Source organism: Vibrio sp. V43_P6S15P86, assembly GCF_009904725.1.
Classification (GTDB): Bacteria; Pseudomonadota; Gammaproteobacteria; order Enterobacterales; family Vibrionaceae; genus Vibrio; species Vibrio diabolicus.
Genome location: NZ_WXWT01000169.1, coordinates 1 through 18802, shown reverse-complemented (window position 1 = coordinate 18802; position 18802 = coordinate 1). Strand labels below are relative to the sequence as shown.

The following is an 18802-nucleotide window of genomic DNA, read 5'->3' as shown; positions in this document are numbered from 1 at the left end:
TGATAAACGTTATCATTAGCATGGTAAAGGATTAAACAATGAAAAAACTGCTAACTCTTTCAGCACTAACTTGCGCTACTCTAGCTCCAACAGTAATGGCTGCTGAAGAAGTGAACGTCTACTCTTACCGTCAACCTTTCCTAGTTGAACCTATGTTCAATGAGTTCACTAAAGAAACTGGTATCAAAGTAAACGTAAAATTTGCTAAAAAAGGCTTAGCAGAAAAGCTAGCTCAAGAAGGTGAGTACAGCCCTGCTGACGTTATTCTTACGACAGACATCAGCCGTCTAGCTGAACTGACAGACAAAGGTTTAGTTCAGAAAGTCGATAGCAAAATCATTGAAGAAAACGTACCGGCTCAATACCAAGATAAAGAGAATGAGTGGTTTGCTCTAACTCTACGTTCTCGTAGCGTTTATTCATCACGTGATCGCGTAGGTAAACTAGGCGCAGATTTCAACTACGCAGACTTAGCTAAGCCAGAGTTCAAAGGTAAAATTTGTACTCGTAGCGGTAAGCACCCGTACAACGTTTCTCTAGTTTCAGCAATGATTGCTCACAATGGCGAAGCAGAAACCAAAGAGTGGTTGGAAGGTGTGAAAGCAAACCTTGCTCGCAAACCACAAGGCAACGATCGTGCACAAGTTAAAGCGATCAAAGAAGGCCTATGTGATGTTTCTCTAGGTAACAGCTACTACCTAGGTAAAATGGTTAACGACAAAGAGCAAAAAGCTTGGGCTGATGCAGTTTACATCAACTTCCCTAACCAAGAGACTACAGGCACTCACGTGAATATCTCTGGTATGGCGATGGCGAAGTACTCTCCAAACAAAGACAATGCTGTGAAGCTAATGGAATTCCTAACGGGTGACAAAGCGCAGCAAATGTACGCAGAAGTTAACTATGAGTACCCAGTTAAAGAAGGCGTGAAGCGTTCTGAGCTTGTGGAATCTTGGGGTGACTTTAAAGCAGACAAGCTTTCTCTAGACGATATTGCAGCCAACCACGAAGCGGCAATTAAGCTATTAGACGAAGTGAAATTTGACCTTTAATTCCTTGTGGGGGTATAACAGTACCCCCATTTGATTAAAGGATATGAGATGTATTTGCAACAGCATTTGTATTTCATACAGCCTTGCAGTAATTAGGCGATGAAAGATAAACACTCTTTATGGAAAACCAGTAGTGGGGTAATAACTCTGCTACTGGTTTTGCCGATCTTAGCGATCTTCTACACCGCAATTGGTGAAACGGATGATTTGTTTGCTCATTTAATGGCAACGGTCATGCCGACTTATATTTTTAACACGGTTGCGCTAACTGTTGGCGTAATGGTGCTGTCCTTAATTCTTGGTATTCCAAGCGCTTGGATAATGGCCATGTGTAAACTGCCGACCGAAAAATGGTTGCAGTGGGCATTGGTGCTACCTCTTGCGATGCCAGGTTATATCATTGGTTATATTTTTACTGATTGGTTTGATTTTGCAGGACCGATTCAGATCTTTTTGCGTGATGTAACCGGATGGGGACCTGGCGAGTATTGGTTCCCTGATATTCGCACCTTGCCTGGCGCGACTTTTGTGTTGGCTTTAGTGCTGTACCCTTACGTGTATTTGCTGTGTCGAGCTGCATTTATGGAGCAAAATGTCTCTTTGTTGCAAAGCGCGCGTTTGCTCAAGTGCTCTCCATGGGAAAGCTTTTGGCGCATCTCGATGCCACTAGTGCGACCTTCTATCGCTGTGGGCTTGTCGCTGGTCGCAATGGAGACTATCGGTGACTTTGGTACTGTAAGTTACTTCGCTGTGAATACGTTAACCACAGCGGTCTACGATACTTGGTTGGGGTACTCTAATCTTAATGCAGCAGCCAAGATTTCAGCCATGATGCTTGTCATTGTAGTACTGCTCCTCAGTGCCGAACGCTACAGTCGTCGTAAACAAAAGCTTTTTCAAAGCCAATTTAACAGTCACGAAGATTTTCGTTATGAGTTGACGGGCTGGAAAAAGTGGACCGCGCTAGTTTGGTGTTGGGGCTTGGTTTCGGTCGCGTTTATTTTGCCATTACTACAGCTGATTGATTATGCGATAACTTACTTTGCGCAGAGTTGGACCCCCGAGTTTCGTGAATACGCATGGAATAGTTTGGTCGTGTCGGTTATTGCCGCCATTATTGGTGTTGCTGTCGCACTGATCGTTAACTTTACCCATCGCGTCAATGGCAAGCGCGAAAGCTTGGCATTTATGCGTCTTTCTTCGATGGGGTATGCAGTGCCAGGAACCGTATTAGCGATTGGTGTGATGGTCGCAGTACTGTTTATGGATCACCGCGTCAACGACCTTGCTAAAGCCATGGAGTGGGGAAGACCGGGACTTATTTTTTCTGGCTCCATGTTCGCCCTGGTTTTTGCCATGGTTGTGCGCTTTTCAGCGGTGGCGATTGGTAGTATCGAAAGTAACTTAAATAAAATTTCGCCTTCGTTAGATATGGCGTCTCGCACCATGGGTTGTAAGCCTAATGCCATGCTGTGGCGTGTGCACTTTCCGCTGGTTAAACGTGGTGCACTGATTGCGGCTCTATTAGTGTTTATCGAGTCGATGAAAGAGCTAAATGCGGCCCTATTACTTCGTCCGTTTAACTTTGAAACACTAGCCACATACGTTTATAACTTCGCCTCGGATGAGCATTTGGAATTGGCCGCTTTGCCTGCGGTTTTGTTGGTTCTTGTTGGGTTGATCCCGCTTGTTGTTGTTAACCGTTCACTGGAGCAAAATCACTGATGAGCTGCGCATTATCAATTAAAAACCTAACCTGCCAATATGATGATCAAACCGTACTGGAATCATTGTCTCTTGAGGTGGAACAAGGGCAAATTGTCTGTTTACTAGGTGCAAGTGGTTGCGGAAAAACAACACTATTAAAAGCCGTTGCAGGGCTATTGCCATTAACGTCAGGCGAAATGAGCTTAAATTGCGTCACGATTGATGATGGGGAGAACTGGTTGCCACCAGAACAGCGTAATATCGGGATGATTTTCCAAGATTATGCGCTTTTTCCTCACTTGACGGTGGAGCAAAATATTGCCTTTGGCTTAAAGCATTACTCGACAAAAGAGAAAAATGGTAAAGTCCAAGAGATGCTCGAGCTCGTGCATTTGCAAGGCTATGGCGATCGTTATCCTCATCAATTGTCTGGTGGACAGCAGCAGCGTGTTGCGATTGCTCGCTCATTAGCTTACAGCCCAGACTTATTGTTGCTAGATGAGCCGTTCTCTAATATTGATACGCAAGTTCGCCATGAGTTGATAAGTGAGATCCGTAAGATTTTTAAGGCGCAAGGCGTGACTGCCATTTTTGTTACGCATAGCCGTGAAGAGGCTTTTGCCTTCGCGGATAAAATGGCAGTGATGAACAATGGTGTTATCGAGCAGTATGGCACGGCATCTGAGCTTTACTATCAGCCTTCAAGTAAGTTTGTTGCGGATTTCTTAGGTGGTGGTAGCTACCTGGCCGCTAAACGAGTTTCGGATTCAGAATATGAAACCCACTTGGGTGTGGTTGAAGCCACAGCCCAACAAGAGATCCCAGTGCAGTCTGAATGCTCTTTGTTGCTAAGGCCACAACATGTGCAAATTCAATCCGATGAAGATAGTTCGGTAACCGTACTGGAACAGCATTTTATGGGTGATCACTGCCGTTATGTGATTAACGCGAATGGTGACCGTTTGTTAGCTACAGCATCGCAGGCATTAAATATTGGTGAGTCTGTTGCTGTGAAAATTGAAACGCAGGGCGTGCTGGCATTCGCATAACGTTACTGGGTACCTTTACTATTCTCTTATGCCTGCCTACACACAATAAAAAAGCCCGGCAGTGATGCCGGGCAAGTATTCTTCCCCTTAGCGACAGCTTTAATTACATGACAAGCGTAGCCGAAGTGCTCGAAGCGGGCACAAGATCAGTTATAAAGATAAGAAGTCTTTAAACTGTTGAAGAACACGTTCCGCAGTGTCCTTATCTTGCATTTCTGCAAAAATACGTAGTAATGGCTCAGTACCAGAGAAGCGCGCGATGATCCAACCGCCGTTCTTGAAGTAGACTTTTGCGCCATCTTCGTAGCTGACTTTTTCAATATCGAACTCAAACTCAGGCAGTTGTTTTTCAACATATATCTTGTTGAATAGGACTTCTTTTTGCGCTGGTTTGAATTTGCAATCACCTTCTGCCATGTACGCGTAGCCGTACTTGCCATAGATTTCATCCAGTAGCTCAGACAGCTTTTTGCCCGTTACCGAGATCATTTCAACCAGTAAGCTTGATGCGAACACACCATCTTTACCTTTGATGTGGCCACGAATGGTTAGGCCGCCAGAGCTTTCCCCACCAATCAGTGAGTCATCCGCTTCCATTTGAGAACTGATGTGCTTAAAGCCTACTGGTACCTCAAAGCATTTTTCACCGTGGTCTTCAGCAATTTTATCGAGAAGATGAGTCGTCGCGATGTTACGTACCACGGAACCTGTCCAACCTTTGTACTCCAATAAGTAATAATAAAGTAGAATCAAGACTTCATTCGGATGAATGAAGTTGCCTTTCTCATCGATGATACCAAGACGGTCTGCATCGCCGTCAGTCCCAATACCGATGTCGTAGCCTTCTTGCGCGACAAGGTGCATCAAGCGGTACAGGGTCGCAGCACTTGGAGAAGGCATTAAACCACCGAAGTCTGGGTTTTTTCCGTCGTTGATCACGTCTACTTCACAGCGACCGTTGATTAGGACGGTTTGTAGTGCGTTTTTCGCGACACCAAACATCGGGTCAATCAGCACACGAAGGTTGGCTTTTTTGATTGCTTCAATGTCGATAAAGTCGATGATTGAATCAACAAACTCGTTCATCGGGTTGATGATTTCAATCAACTTGTCTTCAACCGCTTGATCAAAATCGACACTTTTCACATCTTGTGCGGTAAGTGTGGAAATTTGAGTTTCAATTTTCTCGGTAATGATTTCATCTGCATCACGACCACCTTCAATGAAGACTTTGATGCCATTGTAATCGGCAGGGTTATGCGATGCGGTGATGCACGCCGAGTAAGCACAGCCCATCTCTTTTGCTTTGAACATCACGATTGGTGTTGGAACAAACTTATCGATAAAGCTAACTACAATGCCATTTGCCGCTAAAACTTCGGCAAACCAACGGCCCGCTTTATCAGACAGAAAACGTCGGTCATAGCCAATGATAAAGCCACGATCTGCCACTGATTCTCTGTTAGTGATGTTTGCTACTGCCTGAGCAACCAAACGAACATTATCTTTAGTGAATTCTTCACCGATGAATGCGCGCCAACCGCCTGTACCAAATTTGATCATGATTCGAACCTCAATAAGGGCGGCAATACACCGCGCCTTAAAATTTTGCTAGCGAACCCAATGCACAAGCTAAAGAGCAAAAGTGCATTGGGGCATTTTTAAGCGATTAACCTAGTGTTACGATCACTTCGTTCACGGAGCCTTCCGCTTGAACTGGTACTGATGCGCCAGTGATAGCTTCGCCGTTCAGAGTGATAGATTTCACGCCTTTGCTGACTGAATCAGGGTTAACAACTTTGATGTTGTAAGTCGCGCCTAGCCACTGACGAGTGACTTCAAATCCAGGCCAGTTAGTTGGAATACATGGATCGATAGTTAGACCATCAAAACCTGTGCGCACACCAAGGATAAAGTTGGTCACTGCGAAGTAAGCCCAGCCAGATGTACCTGTTAACCATGGGTGGTTTGCACGACCGTGGTCTTGGTGGTCACGACCCATAATGAACTGAACGTATGAGTATGGTTCTGCAATACGTTTTTCGATGATGTCGTTTTGGTTGTATGGGTTGAGTGCATCGTAGAACTTCATCGCACGGTCACCACGACCTAATTTCGCTTCAGCTACCCAAGCCCATGGGTTTGGATGCGAGAAGATTGCACCGTTTTCTTTTACGCCTTGGTAGACGCGAGTGACGAAGCCGATATCATCGTTTGGCGTAGCGAATGATGGCGAGTTTAGGTGAAGGCCGTATTCAGAGAATAGATTTTCGTCGACTGCGTCCATCGCTTTTTCGCCGCGCTCTTGAGACACCGCACCAGACAGCACCGCAAGTGTGTTTGACTCAAGGTGTACACGACCTTCTTTTTGCTGCGCAGTACCGATCTTGTCGCCGTTTTTCGTTAGGCCACGGATATACCAGCCGCCTTCTTCGTCCCAAAGGTGTGTTTCACACGCTTCGCGAACGTTTGCCGCCATCTCGGTGTATTTCTCAACGTCAGCGTCTTTGCCTAGGTATTTTGCAAGGTCGATAAACTCTTGTAGCGCCCAGAAGTGTAGGAACGACACCATTGAAGACTCGCCGCCACCTAGGTTTAGACAGTCGTTCCAGTCGGCACGTAGACCTTTACAGATGCCCGTTTGACCCACGTATTCAGCTGAGAAGTCTAGCGCAGCTTTCATGTGGTCATAAACGCTTGCATCGCCGCCATCTGCGTAAGGGATCACTTCGTCGAAGAAGCTGTGCTCACCCGTTTCCATCACGTACTTACAGATGGTTGGAACTAGCCATAGATGGTCATCAGAACACGTGTCTTCAATACCGTGGATCTTGTCTTCATCAGATGGAGTAGGAACAACTGTTGGGGATTTCGATGGTTTAACATCCGCTTTTTCTGGATCGAACCAGTCTGGATCGAATAGGTGTAGACCGTAACCCGCTTTCACTTGGCCGCGCAGTAGGTCAACGATACGTTTGCGCGTCATTGCTGGGTTAGCGTGAGGAACTGAGATTGCATCTTGCGCTGTATCGCGGTAACCAAGACCAGTACGACCACCCACCTCAATGAACGAAGCAAAACGAGACCACACCACACAAGTTTCTGCTTGGTACAGTGTCCAAGCATTGATCATGGTATCTAGACCTTCGTTTGGTGATTTCACTTGGAACTTGCCACAACGCTCATCCCAGTGTGCTTTGATACCCTCAAATGCATTGTCGACTTCTGCAAGGTCTTGGTACTTAGCACGTAGACGCTCACCGTTGCCTTTACCGATACCTAGAATGTAAGCAAAACGAACTTCTTCACCCGGTTGGATAGTGAATTGCTTGTGCAGAGAGCCACAGTGGTTGTAACACGTTTGCGCTGTGTTGAAACACTTACCTTGTTCTACCGCTAGCGGGTTTGCTTCGTCACGGTATAGGCCAAGGAAGCTGTCACGTTGACCGTCGTACGAATCTGGGTCAAACGTTGAAGCTAGGTAGTAGAAACCTTCGAAATCGTTCGTGTTGTAGTACAGGTCGTACTCAATCACGCCTTCGTTGTATGACGTACCAGCAGAGTACAGAGACATCTGATGGTTCTGGTTATCAGATTGAATGTGGCTGAATGAGAACTCAACAAATGAGAATGCGCTGATCGTACGTGGCTTATCTGAGGTATTTTTAATCACTACATCCCAGATTTCAGCGTCTTCGCCTTTTGGCACGAACAGTGTTTTTGTTGCGGTAATGCCGCTGTATTCACATTTGAACTTAGAGTAAGACAAGCCGTGACGAACTTCGTAGTTTGCTTCGTCTAGGCTTTTCGCAACAGGTTGCCAAGAGATTGACCAGTAATCACCAGTCGCATCATCACGTAGGTAAACGTAGTGTCCTGGGCGATCGAATGTCGCATTTGGACGGAACTTAGTAACACGGTTGTATTCTGGAGAGTTGTAGAACGAATAGCCACCTGCGTTATGCGAGATAACGGTACAGAATTTTTCTGTACCTAGGTAGTTGGTCCAAGGAGCAGGTACATCAGGGCGAGTAATGACGTATTCACGATTCTCGTTATCGAAATAGCCGTATTTCATTTGTGTCTTTCCTTTTTACAAAGCTGCGTCTGCAGCCAAAATTTAAAAACTCTTCAAGCGTGATGCTTCTACATCAGCTCTGTATTACTTCCACGGTTTACGGTAATTCACTCCCTGCAAATCAAGCAGCGGTAGGTGTCCTTTCAAACGTGATAAATAGTCGGTCCAGTCTCGGTGTTGTTTGTCTGTCCAACATGCTTCTGCCATTGCGGTTAAGCGCGGGAAGACCATGTAGTCCATACGAGACTGGTTGTTGATGATTTCGCACCACAATGCTGTTTGAATGCCCCAAATGCGTTTACGTATTGGATCGTCGGCTGGCACTTCAGCGAGTGGTTCATAGTTGTAAGCTTTTTCTAGCGGCAACGGGTTCGCCCAATCCACGCCCGGTTCTTCTGGTGCGTAATCTTGGGTCATATCTAGGTAGGTGGTTTGCGCTGGTTGTAGCACTACATCGAAACCTTGGCGCGCGCAGTTCAACGCCGCTTCTTCGCTTAACCACGAATAGATCACTGTGTCTTTGCTGACTTTGTCGCCATGCTGTGCTTCTTCCCAACCCAGCATGCGCTTGCCAAGTTTGCGCAGTTTGTCTTCGGCATGACGCAAGAAGTGCCCTTGTAACTCTTTGTAGTCGCTGTAACCCAGTTGTTCCATTAGTGCTTGGCATGCAGGGCTTTTTGACCATACGCCGTTAGGTACTTCATCCGCACCGATATGAACATAAGGGGCAGGGAACAACGCGGAGACTTCTTCCAACACTTTATCGATAAACTCGTAGCTCCCCGGCAGAGCTGGGTTAATGACGTTGTCGTTGTAATGCTGAATGCTGCGGTATTCGGTGGTGTCTTCTGCTTCTACCAATAGGTGTGGTAACGACTTGATGGCAGCTCGGCAGTGGCCTGGTACATCGATTTCAGGGATAACAGTGATGCCTCGTTTAGAAGCAAATGCAACCACGTCTTTGATGTCTTCTTGAGTGTAAAAACCGCCGTAACGCTCAGCAAGGTGCGTGTACTGTGGCTCATTGGTTTCATCCAACCCACGCCATGCGCCAATATCGGTTAGTTGAGGCAATGATTTGATCTCAATTCGCCAACCTTCATCATCGGTAAGGTGCCAATGGAATGTATTGAACTTGTAGTGAGCCAACTGGTTGATCAAACGTTTGACTTGCTCAACGGAGTGAAAATGGCGAGCACAATCTAGCATCATACCGCGGTAACGAAAACGTGGTCGGTCTTTGATTGAACAGCAAACCACTTCCATTGAGGCTGGTTGATCGCCAACTTTGATCAGTTGCAATAACGTTGCACAAGCATGGGTAAAACCAGACGAAGAGCCAGCTTCAATTTTGATCGACTCTTCTGCTACCTTCAGCTTGTAGGCGCCTTCATCCAAGGTTGGGTTGCCTTTGAAGATGATCTGACTGCCATTGTCTGATGTGAGCTCAAATTGATGAATGCGCTTAAGCTCTTCAAGTAACCACTCTTTAGCTGAATTGGCTAGGTTTGAATAAACTGCAAGGCCAGCGTGATGATTAAAGCTAAAGCAGTGATCGCTGACTTCTATATGGTTTGGTTTTGGCAATAAAGGCTGCGCATGCGTCAAGCTGGAAGGGATCTCACTACGTTCACGGTACGGTGAAGCCAATACGATCGGCGTGACATCGACTTGAGCTCGCTGAAGGTTGCCGTTGACTTCAAAGTTGACCAAGGCTTCATTGAATCCATCAGAATAGTAACGGAATGGGTTCGAACCAATACTGAACTCGCAGTAAAAATGATGGTTAGCTGCCAGCACCAACCCTTCTGGTTTGAGGGTGCAGTAGCTGCCAATTTGCTTGAGCTGACCATTCGAAATACTATCCGGCAGAATGTAGCGATCAAAAGCAAAAATCAGGCTCCAATTGTGGAGATCTTGATCGCTCAAGTTATGGAAAGTCAGTCCGAAACGGCAGTTTTGCTTTTGTTCTGATAGGACGACGAGATCAACACGATATTCCATATCTACTCCTACGCCGCACTGAGCGAGTAAAGGTTATGTTCAGGTTTACCTGCAAACATAATTGCGCCTTCAATCGCGTCAAACTGTGGCTCAACAACCCATTGCTGAACGGGTGGCGAAAGCCAACGTAAAATACGTTCAGCAATGCTGCCCATTAAACAAATACGCGTCGCGCCGCGCTTGTTTAATGCCACGAGAAACATTTCTATATCAGCTGCAGTTTGCTTCAGCATCTCAATTGCTAGTGCATCACCTTGTTCTGCATGTTGGAAAATCGCAGGAGAAAACTGGCCATAATCACGAGGAAGCGCTTGTTTAGACCAAGCCACCACGTTATCAACGTCATTTTCGAAATGCGCCATGACGTGTTGTGCCAGAGGCGTTTTCTCTCTGATGCCATCTTCTGCTAACAAAACTTGTTGAACTAGGCGAAGCCCCATCACTGCGCCGCCACCTTGATCCGAAATCGGGAATTCACGACCACCGACAACGTGCTGATCCAATCCTTTAAGGTAGATGCCACAAGAGCCCGTTCCTGCGATCATGATTGCGCCATCTTCGCCATTGTGTGCACCAACGCACGCGCCGTAAGCATCAGTATTAAGAGTCATACTGGCAAACGGATGAGGAAGAGACATAAAGGCTTGCCAAGATGCTTTGTGCTCAGCACCTGCAAGGGCTAAGCCGACATGCATCGATGCGAAATCTTGTTGTGTCAGACCGCCTTGCTCGGCAGCCGAAGTGATGGATTCAAGAATCGAAGCCATTGCAATTTCAGCACCTAGCATGATGTTGGCGCTGCCGCTTTTGGCCTCGCCAAGAAAATTACCTTGTGAATCTTTAATCCTGGCTCGACATGACGTGCCGCCACCATCGATACCAACAAAATACATCCCCATGATTATTGTTCCTTAATATTTTTAGAGGTTGCCAACTGAGAAATATGCTGAGCTTGACTCATTATCGCGAGTAAGTACCAAGCGCCATGCGGGATCCATTGTTCGCCCCAGCGCCAGTTTTGTAGCATGTCGTCTTTTTGTGCTGGTGGGTTAAATGCGATGTCTTCCTCGTCTTCAAAGCCGCCAGTGATTCCGTTACATACACCGCCTTTAGCGTTGAAGAAACCATATTGAGGAAGGTAATCAGGGTTGTTACGACCGTGGCCATCAAGCATGCACATGTCGTACGGGTTTAAGCCTACAATCCAGTTCAATGCATCTTGAGCAAACACGGAAAGTTGTTGCTGTATTTCTTGCGACGCTATATGCGGTTGAGCGAGATACGCCATGGTCGCGAGTGAGCCCAATCGAGCATTCTCGCCTTGCCACCAATAGCCGGATTCATTGTTGTGTGCGACAAAAAATGCATCGCGTTTTGACTCATTTACGCCTTTAACATACTGGCGAGGGTAACCGAATGGGTTGGTCACTTTATTCGATATTTTGATCTCAAACTCACACGCTCGGTTAACGATGCATTTTACTGATTCTGTCTGTACGGAGTCGTCTTCAATTGCTAGGTATTCGCATAGGGCAATACCTGGTAGACCTGCTTCGGCAGCGTGAAAGTATGGACGACTGCCGTCTTGGTTTGCTGACCAAAAGTGTTGAATCTGCTCGTCGCTCATTTGGCGGGCAACTAAGCGTTGTGCCCACAAACGGCTCTCTTCCAAGTAGCGAGTTTCTTTGGTGGCTTTAAACAGTTCTACACTAGCTAGTAGCGCACAGTATTCGTCGATAATGTTTTCTTCACCATCATTGAGGTACTGCGTATTGTGCTCTTTTAAGTGCCAGTAACCATTTTCAGCAGCGTTGCGGTATTTCTGTTGATCGTATTCGCCGTGAACACCTAAACGCGACGCCGCGGCCAGAGCAGCGATGGCGACACCGCCACCTTGTCGAAAGCCTGCTTGGTAGTCGTCAAATTTGTGACCAAGTTGCGTTTCGTAGGCACAGATTTCTCGTTGCGCAGTATCTTTGCTCCACTTATCAAAGACCGTCATGTAGAAGAAGCCTTTTTCGTTTTGCATACGAACAAGGAAGTCTGCACCGAACAGGGCTTCTTCAATAAGACGTGTGCGTGTGAAGGCTGCAATGTCTTCGCTTCCTTCAAGCAATGAAAGCCCTTTTAGGATGTTCCAAACCACCATTGGAGTTTGTTGAGGGTTCAAATAATTAGCGTATGAAAGATGACTTAAGTACTTACTAACGTCTCCAGATGCGTCGTACCAGCCACCGTGAACATCAACTGTTTGATTGGCGTTGAGCACTGGCACTTGTCGATCTTGTTGATCGAAAACCCCACCGCAACGTTGTGATTTGAAGTAGTGGATCACATCCGACAAAGTTTGATCCAACAGAATATGTTCGCCAATGGTGAAAGAGGAAGAGCGCGTATCTTCCACTTGCAGGAAATAGTCGCCTGAATCTGTGAAAGATGAAAAGTCGATAAGGTAGAAATAGCCCTGATGCCAGTTCGCCACTTTACCCTGTTCTTCAACCGCAAAAGTTGCCACGGTTTGCTCGGTAGTGGCACAAATCAATTGAGCAGTGTAGGAAGACAAGTGTGGTTGTTCGGTCTGGACAATGGCTTTCTTTGGGCCCAGATGTTCATAACCAATGTGGTTAGTCAGTAGCAGCATTCAATGTCTCCGGGAAACGATAAAAACAGGAATGGGTCAGGCTGAACCTGACCCTCGTTATGATTAATCTTCAAATAAGTAACAGCGGACAAAGTGGTTGTCGGACAGTTGAGTGACGCCCGGTAGTCGTTCGCGACATTTGTCGGTAGCGTGTACGCAGCGTCCTGCAAATGGGCAGCCGACTGAATCCGGTGTCCAAAGTGGGATTTCCCCTTTGTTGCCTTTCAGCTTCTCGTGGATAGACTTCGATGGATCAGGCACAGCAGATACCAACAGTTGCGTATATGGGTGTTGAGGATCGTGAATGATTTCTTCAGTATCGCCCCATTCCACCATGTGACCTACGTACATAACCGCGAGATCTTCAGCAATGTAACGCGCTGTTGCGATGTCGTGAGTGATGTACAGCAGAGACATTTGTTTTTCAAACTTCATCTCTTCCATCAAGTTAAGAACACCAGCACGAATTGACACGTCCAGCATTGATGTTGGCTCATCTGCCAATACCACTTCTGCACCTACAGCGATGTTACGAGCTAGGTTTACACGTTGACGCTGACCGCCAGATAGCTGGTGCGGGAACTTTTGCGCGGTTTCTTTTGGCGGAATCAGACCAACTTGTTCTAGTAGGTCATACACACGCTCTTCCAGTTCCTTTTTGTTGCCTGGTGCAATCTTTTTATGGATCAGCAACGGGCGCGCAATATGGTGAAAGATATTGTGTGTAGGGTTTAGTGAGCCAAATGGGTCCTGCCATACCATTTGTACGCCTTCACGATATGTCATCAAGTCATGTCGAGAGGTAATATCTTGGATATCACGACCTCTGTATTCGATCACACCCTCGGTAGGGGCGTACATTTTAGCTATCATTTTAGCGGTAGTAGATTTACCAGAGCCTGATTCACCTACTACTGACAAACCGCGGCTCTTGTACATCTTGAATGACACGTCGTTGATCGCGCGCATTTTTGACTGCTTGATTGAGTTACTATTTAAAGGGAAGTCCTTAACGACATGTTTACCCTCAATCAGCAGTTCGCCGAGTTGTTTGCTCATAATTCTCTCCAGTGTAATTTTGTTCTTAGCTAGCGTTATTTTTTGTTGTTAAACCTTAGCTTGAGCAATCGTGTCGCCGTATAAGTGGCAATTTGAAAAACGACCAGGTTCAATTTGACGCAGCTGAGTTGGTACTCGTGTACAAGCTTCGTGGACGCGGTCGCAGCGAGCTTGGAATCGGCAGCCTTGAGGAATCTCTAATAGGTTCAAAGGGTTGCCTGGAATACCAGTTAATTTGGTTTTAGGGCCAGTTAGTGGAGGGAAAGAGCTACCCAAACCTTTGGTGTAAGGGTGGTAAGGACTTTCCAGAATTTGCTTAGAAGGTGCGACTTCAATCAACTCACCGGAGTACATAATGCCGATTCGATCCGAGAACTCGACCATGAGTGACAAGTCGTGAGTGATGAAAAGGATCGAGAAGCCGAACTCTTCTTTCAGAGCATAGATTTTTTGTAAGATTTCACGCTGAACCACAACATCGAGTGCCGTCGTTGGCTCATCCATGATGATCATTTTTGGATTGAGAGCCAGAGCAATCGCAATGACTAAGCGCTGGCGCATACCACCAGAAAATTGGTGTGGGTAGTCATTCAAGCGGCTTGGATGAATATCAACGATTTCCAACAATCCTTCGGCGCGCTTTTTCGCTTGTTCACGTGTCATATTGGTGTGGCGCATGATGACATCGCAAAACTGCTCTTCCATCGTAAGCACCGGATTTAATGCGTTCATTGCACTTTGGAACACCATCGACATCTCGCTCCAGCGGAATGATTGCATACGTTCATCGCTGTACTTAATGATGTCTTCACCGTTGAAGATGACCTCACCACCAGTGATGAATGCTGGCGGCTTATGAAGACGCATAAGCGAGAAAGCAACTGTGGATTTACCACAGCCAGATTCACCTGCCAGGCCAAAGACTTCACCTGGCGCAATGTCAAAGCTAACGTTGTTACAGGCGCGGACATCGCCCGCATCTGTGATGTAATCTACGCATAGGTTACGGATAGAAATTAGTGGTGCAGTCATGATTATTTATCTCCGCTCCATAGTGCATTTTGTGGTGCCATTTCAGGCGCGCGCTCTTTCTTGTCTTGCTCTGCCAGTTTCTTCCAGCGTTTCATGCCTTTGTGAGAACGAAGCTGTGGGTTAGCAATTTCATCAACGGCAAAGTTAAGTAGAGCAAGACCAGTCACCAAAAGAGTTAAGGCGATACAAGGTGCTAATACTTCCCACCATGCGCCAATCAACATCGCTGATGAGGTTTGCACGTTGTAGAGCATGATGCCCCAACTGATGGTGTTGGCATCGCCCAGGCCCAAGAACGAGATTACAGCCTCAGTATTGATAGCGAGCATTACTGAGCCGATGAAGCTTGCACCGACAATCGGGATTAGGTTTGGTAAAATTTCAACGAAGATGATGCGGAATGAAGACTCGCCCAATACTTCAGCGGCTTTCACAAACTCTTTCTCGCGCAGAGCCATGGTTTGAGAACGGACAACACGTGCGCCCCACGCCCAAGAGGTACCAGCGATAATCAAGGCAATGGTGAGTGGACCTGCTTCGCCAATAAAGGCTGCCAGTACAAAGAGTAATGGGTATTGAGGGATTACCAGCATGATGTTCATCGCTGCACTCAATATGTCATCCACTTTGCCGCCGAAGTAACCTGCCGAGATACCAATGACCGTTGCTAGGAAACATACGATGATGCCAGCACCAAAGCCGACACCTAGCGATACGCGAGCACCGTAAGCCACTTGTGACCAAATATCACGACCCATACGTGAAGTTCCCAGAACGTGATCAGCCTTTTTCGACATAATCAGCGTACGACGATCATCTGCTAGATTTTTAGCTACCCAGCCATCAGGATTATTTTGCGCTTGTTTTACGACAAAGCTAGGGTATTCGTGTGGATTACCGGTTCGCTTGTCTGGCGCATGTTTCGTAAGTAAAGGAGCTGCGATCGCAACGAATACGAATACGGTAACAATACCAAGACCGATTCGAGCGAATGAGTTACCTAAAATAAGTTTGAATAGTTCTTTCATGATTATTTGCCTCCCGTACGTAGGCGAGGGTCTAGAATCATGTACAGCATGTCAGCCATTAAGTTGAAGCACAGCATGAACATCGTCATGATAATTAACTGACCTTGAAGTACTTGGTAGTCACGAGCGTGAATTGCGTTAAGTAGCACGGTGCCTAAACCTGGGTAGTTGAAAATCATCTCGATGATCAATTGGCCACCAATGGCCATACCCAAAGACATAGATAGCGCGGTTACACTTGGAAGTAGCGCGTTACGTGCGGCGTAATTGAAGACGACACGGTTCTCGCTCAGCCCTTTGCCTTTCGCCATCGTGATGTAGTCTTCGGCGAGAAGGTTGATCATGTTGTTACGCATATTGACGAGGAAGCCGCCGATCTGAACGATGGTTGCACAGAATAGCGGGAGTACTGCGTGGTAACCCACGTTTTTGATGAACTCCCAGCTTGACCAATCAGGGATAGTACCTGGCGTGTAAGCATAGCCAGATGGGAACCATTTTAGGCCAATCGCAAAGGTAAACAGCGCTAACATTGCGATAACCATCTGTGGGATAGCTTGAATGATCAATGTACCAGGCGTTACGAATGCATCGTACTTACTACCACGCTTCCATGCGGCAAAAATGCCGAGTACAGAAGCGATTGAGAAAGAAAGTACAACCGCAGTACCTGCTAGGAAGAGAGACCAGCCAAATGCACTACCTAGTAAAGAGTTAACTGAAAGAGGGTAGAACTGGATTGATGTACCTAGCTCCCAGCTTAGAATGTTTTTAATGTACGAAAAGTACTGAATGTAAATCGGCCCATCAACGAAACCGAGCAGTTCTTTCATTGCTGCGATTCGTTCTGGTGTCACCTGTACAGAAGCGTTAGCAAACATCATGGTAACTGGGTCACCAGGCATTGCTCGCGGAATAATAAAGTTTAACGTCGCTGCAACTAAGAGCGCGACAAGATAGAACGACAAACGTCTTAAAAAATAACCCATAACTCACACCTTACTCACCCAGATTTTTTCCCTGTTTCTGGTTTCAGGTCGCTCCTAGCGAAATTTAGAGCGAAAAATCCCCTGACGACGAGCGCCACATATTGGTTTCGTTAACAAGGGATTTTTATAGGCGGCACACGGGATGTATGCCGCTTGAAATGAACTTCTACTTATTTAACTGGTTTTAGGTCCAGTACGTGAAGTAGACGCTCTGGGATACCAGCCCAAATGTTTGGACGGCCCTTAGGATTTTCTTCGTTCCACCAACCAGTGAAGCGAGTTGTGTTGTATTGATACATGTACGCGCCAGATAGCACAGGAATGGTTACTTGGTCCTGAGCAATTATCTTCTGGATACCATGAGCGATTTCTAGCTGTTCTTGCTTATCAGCGGTTTTGTAGAAGCTGTTAAGAAGACCGTCTAACTTATCGTTCTTGTAGAAGTGCATTGCAAAGCGAGGCATACCGTCACCAGACTGTAGCTTCGAGTTGTAGCCGCTGTCCCAGTACAAGTGTGGATCCGCACCGTGGAAGTAGTTGGTGTAAGCAACGTCGTATGTACCTTCTAGCATTGCTTGGTTGTATACCGAGAAATCTGGAGTACGAGCACGTGCTTTAATGCCTACTTCTGCTAGTTGCTCAACAGCTAGTTGTACAGTGTTGTTAAAGTCAGTCCAACCGTTTGGCGATTGAATGAGAAGCTCGAAAGACTTGCCAGATGGTGTATCTACAAAGCCATCTTTGTTTACATCTTTGAAGCCTGCTTTAGCAAGAAGCTTTTTCGCACCTTCGGCGTTATATGTGTTGTAACCTTTGTACTTGTTGTGCGTCTCTTCGTCAGACCAAGCTTCGAATGCGTAGCCTAGACCTGAAGCGAAGTCATTTACTGTACCACCACCGTAGAATGCAATGTCGATAATCGTTTGACGGTCTAGCGCCATAGAGAACGCACGACGGAAGTCAACGTTAGTAAGTGCTTCGTTTTTCGCCGCGTCTGGGTTTTTGAAGTTCACTACAAACGCTTGAGTACCCGCTGGTGGGTACCAGTAGTGGTGATTCGGACTTGCTGCAGCGTAAGTGCGGTCGATGTCTGGTACGAATGAAGACGTCCAGTCCATTTCGCCGTTAACGATTTTGCCCAAGAATTGGTCGTTGTTCGCGATTTGTGGCACTCGTAGACAGTCTACATCTAGGTTATCAGCATCCCAGTAATTCGGATTCTCACACTGAATGTATAGTTGCGGTGTAAAAGTGTCGATTTCGGTAAATGGACCACTACCTACAGGATTTTCGTTTGTGAATGTTGCTGGATCTTTCACTTTGCTCCATACGTGCTTAGGTACAACTGGTACTTTCGCAATTTCGTAAGGAACGTTTGAGTTTGCTTCGCTTAGACGGAATTTAACTTTGTAGTCGTTAACTTTCTCTACGCCAGTAACCCAAGAGTTGATACCAGATTGGTCTAGCTCTGGCTTCTCTTTAACTAGGTTGAAAGAATAAACTACGTCATCAGCGGTAAACGCTTTGCCGTCAGACCATTTTACGCCCTTACGAATATCGAAGGTCACGCTCATTAGGTCATCAGCCATGGTAAAGTTTTCTGCTAGACGAAATACTGGCGTGTTACCGTGCATTTCGTTAAAAACAACGAGCGGCTCGTAAATAAAGTCGGTTGTTGTGTGCAGGTTAGTTGCACCCAAGAAAGGGTTAAAGTTACGAACGAAAGTTGTAAACTCTTTAGGGTGGATAGTCAGTTCACTGCGTTCAGCCGCAGTAGCTACCGATGCAAAACCTGTAGTAGCCGTTGCAATAATTGCTGTTGCTAGTGCTGTTTTTTTAATATTGGCAAGCATAGCTGTTCCTTACTATTTGCTTTCATTTCACTAAATGGAATTGAATGTCATCAATTGATAAACACTCTCCAAGACCTACCTCTTGTTTATGCATTACTCATTACAACATTGAGTTTCGCCAAGAGTGGCCTGTAGGCCTTAGGCAGGAGTAAGAAAACACCTTATCCAGAAAATAATCAAACTCGATTCTCGTTAAAAACGTTAAAATATCGTCACTCTCCGTTATAAACGTTATTTTGGCTAATTTTGACTAGAGATAGACCAAAAAATAAACGTTGATATGCGTCGCAGTTTATATCCTTATTAATAG

At 46.2% G+C, this 18802-nt stretch carries 13 protein-coding genes; 3 read left to right on the top strand and 10 right to left on the bottom strand.

Features of this window, described 5'->3' with window-relative positions; all coding sequences use genetic code 11:
* Positions 1-38 precede the first annotated feature (38 nt).
* From CAG69_RS07510 to CAG69_RS07500, 3 genes are all read left to right on the top strand, one after another.
* Positions 39-1052, top strand: a complete 1014-nt coding sequence (locus CAG69_RS07510) for a Fe(3+) ABC transporter substrate-binding protein (RefSeq protein WP_161443500.1) — start codon at positions 39-41, stop codon at positions 1050-1052.
* Between the two features lie 99 nt (positions 1053-1151).
* A complete protein-coding gene (locus CAG69_RS07505; RefSeq protein ID WP_161443498.1) occupies positions 1152-2777 on the top strand; it encodes an ABC transporter permease in 1626 nt (541 codons plus the stop codon).
* Positions 2777-3808 carry an ABC transporter ATP-binding protein gene (locus tag CAG69_RS07500; protein WP_161443496.1) on the top strand — a complete coding sequence of 344 codons (1032 nt, stop codon included), beginning with the start codon at positions 2777-2779 and terminating at the stop codon, positions 3806-3808. Before CAG69_RS07505 ends, CAG69_RS07500 begins: the two co-directional genes overlap by 1 nt.
* A 150-nt stretch (positions 3809-3958) precedes the next feature.
* On the opposite strand, the gene CAG69_RS07495 is transcribed toward CAG69_RS07500, so the two are convergent.
* The 10 genes from CAG69_RS07495 to CAG69_RS07450 all read right to left on the bottom strand — a co-directional run bounded on the left by CAG69_RS07495 (position 3959) and on the right by CAG69_RS07450 (position 18492).
* A complete protein-coding gene (locus tag CAG69_RS07495) occupies positions 3959-5371 on the bottom strand; it encodes a phosphoglucomutase/phosphomannomutase family protein (RefSeq protein ID WP_161443494.1) in 1413 nt (470 codons plus the stop codon).
* 106 nt (positions 5372-5477) lie between these two features.
* Entirely contained in the window at positions 5478-7886 is a 2409-nt protein-coding gene (locus CAG69_RS07490) for a GH36-type glycosyl hydrolase domain-containing protein (protein ID WP_161443491.1), read from the bottom strand.
* 84 nt (positions 7887-7970) lie between these two features.
* Complete coding sequence (locus tag CAG69_RS07485; protein ID WP_161443489.1) at positions 7971-9890, bottom strand: beta-N-acetylhexosaminidase; 1920 nt, start codon at positions 9888-9890, stop codon at positions 7971-7973.
* 8 nt (positions 9891-9898) lie between these two features.
* Positions 9899-10789: an N-acetylglucosamine kinase gene (locus CAG69_RS07480; RefSeq protein ID WP_140149472.1), complete on the bottom strand. Its 891-nt coding sequence runs from the start codon at positions 10787-10789 to the stop codon at positions 9899-9901.
* A 2-nt stretch (positions 10790-10791) separates the two neighbouring features.
* Positions 10792-12531 carry a glycoside hydrolase family 9 protein gene (locus tag CAG69_RS07475; protein ID WP_161443487.1) on the bottom strand — a complete coding sequence of 580 codons (1740 nt, stop codon included), beginning with the start codon at positions 12529-12531 and terminating at the stop codon, positions 10792-10794.
* Between the two features lie 63 nt (positions 12532-12594).
* Positions 12595-13590, bottom strand: a complete 996-nt coding sequence (locus tag CAG69_RS07470) for an ABC transporter ATP-binding protein (protein WP_161443485.1) — start codon at positions 13588-13590, stop codon at positions 12595-12597.
* 48 nt (positions 13591-13638) lie between these two features.
* Positions 13639-14622 carry an ABC transporter ATP-binding protein gene (locus CAG69_RS07465; RefSeq protein ID WP_005394709.1) on the bottom strand — a complete coding sequence of 328 codons (984 nt, stop codon included), beginning with the start codon at positions 14620-14622 and terminating at the stop codon, positions 13639-13641.
* 2 nt (positions 14623-14624) lie between these two features.
* Positions 14625-15650 (bottom strand): ABC transporter permease, encoded by a 1026-nt coding sequence (locus CAG69_RS07460; protein WP_161443484.1) that lies wholly within the window; start codon positions 15648-15650, stop codon positions 14625-14627.
* 2 nt (positions 15651-15652) lie between these two features.
* Positions 15653-16639 (bottom strand): ABC transporter permease, encoded by a 987-nt coding sequence (locus CAG69_RS07455; protein WP_005394705.1) that lies wholly within the window; start codon positions 16637-16639, stop codon positions 15653-15655.
* Positions 16640-16809: 170 nt separating this feature from the next.
* Positions 16810-18492: an ABC transporter substrate-binding protein gene (locus tag CAG69_RS07450; RefSeq protein ID WP_005394703.1), complete on the bottom strand. Its 1683-nt coding sequence runs from the start codon at positions 18490-18492 to the stop codon at positions 16810-16812.
* Positions 18493-18802 lie beyond the last annotated feature (310 nt).

Bases quoted from the DNA above. Each gene is read 5' to 3' on its own strand.
- CAG69_RS07485 (WP_161443489.1), bottom strand. From the start codon at position 9,890: ATGGAATATCGTGTTGATCTCGTCGTCCTATCAGAACAAAAGCAAAAC.
- CAG69_RS07500 (WP_161443496.1), top strand. From the start codon at position 2,777: ATGAGCTGCGCATTATCAATTAAAAACCTAACCTGCCAATATGATGAT.
- CAG69_RS07510 (WP_161443500.1), top strand. From the start codon at position 39: ATGAAAAAACTGCTAACTCTTTCAGCACTAACTTGCGCTACTCTAGCT.
- CAG69_RS07460 (WP_161443484.1), bottom strand. From the start codon at position 15,650: ATGAAAGAACTATTCAAACTTATTTTAGGTAACTCATTCGCTCGAATC.
- CAG69_RS07465 (WP_005394709.1), bottom strand. From the start codon at position 14,622: ATGACTGCACCACTAATTTCTATCCGTAACCTATGCGTAGATTACATC.
- CAG69_RS07470 (WP_161443485.1), bottom strand. From the start codon at position 13,590: ATGAGCAAACAACTCGGCGAACTGCTGATTGAGGGTAAACATGTCGTT.
- CAG69_RS07490 (WP_161443491.1), bottom strand. From the start codon at position 7,886: ATGAAATACGGCTATTTCGATAACGAGAATCGTGAATACGTCATTACT.
- CAG69_RS07480 (WP_140149472.1), bottom strand. From the start codon at position 10,789: ATGGGGATGTATTTTGTTGGTATCGATGGTGGCGGCACGTCATGTCGA.
- CAG69_RS07505 (WP_161443498.1), top strand. From the start codon at position 1,152: ATGAAAGATAAACACTCTTTATGGAAAACCAGTAGTGGGGTAATAACT.
- CAG69_RS07455 (WP_005394705.1), bottom strand. From the start codon at position 16,639: ATGGGTTATTTTTTAAGACGTTTGTCGTTCTATCTTGTCGCGCTCTTA.
- CAG69_RS07450 (WP_005394703.1), bottom strand. From the start codon at position 18,492: ATGCTTGCCAATATTAAAAAAACAGCACTAGCAACAGCAATTATTGCA.
- CAG69_RS07495 (WP_161443494.1), bottom strand. From the start codon at position 5,371: ATGATCAAATTTGGTACAGGCGGTTGGCGCGCATTCATCGGTGAAGAA.
- CAG69_RS07475 (WP_161443487.1), bottom strand. From the start codon at position 12,531: ATGCTGCTACTGACTAACCACATTGGTTATGAACATCTGGGCCCAAAG.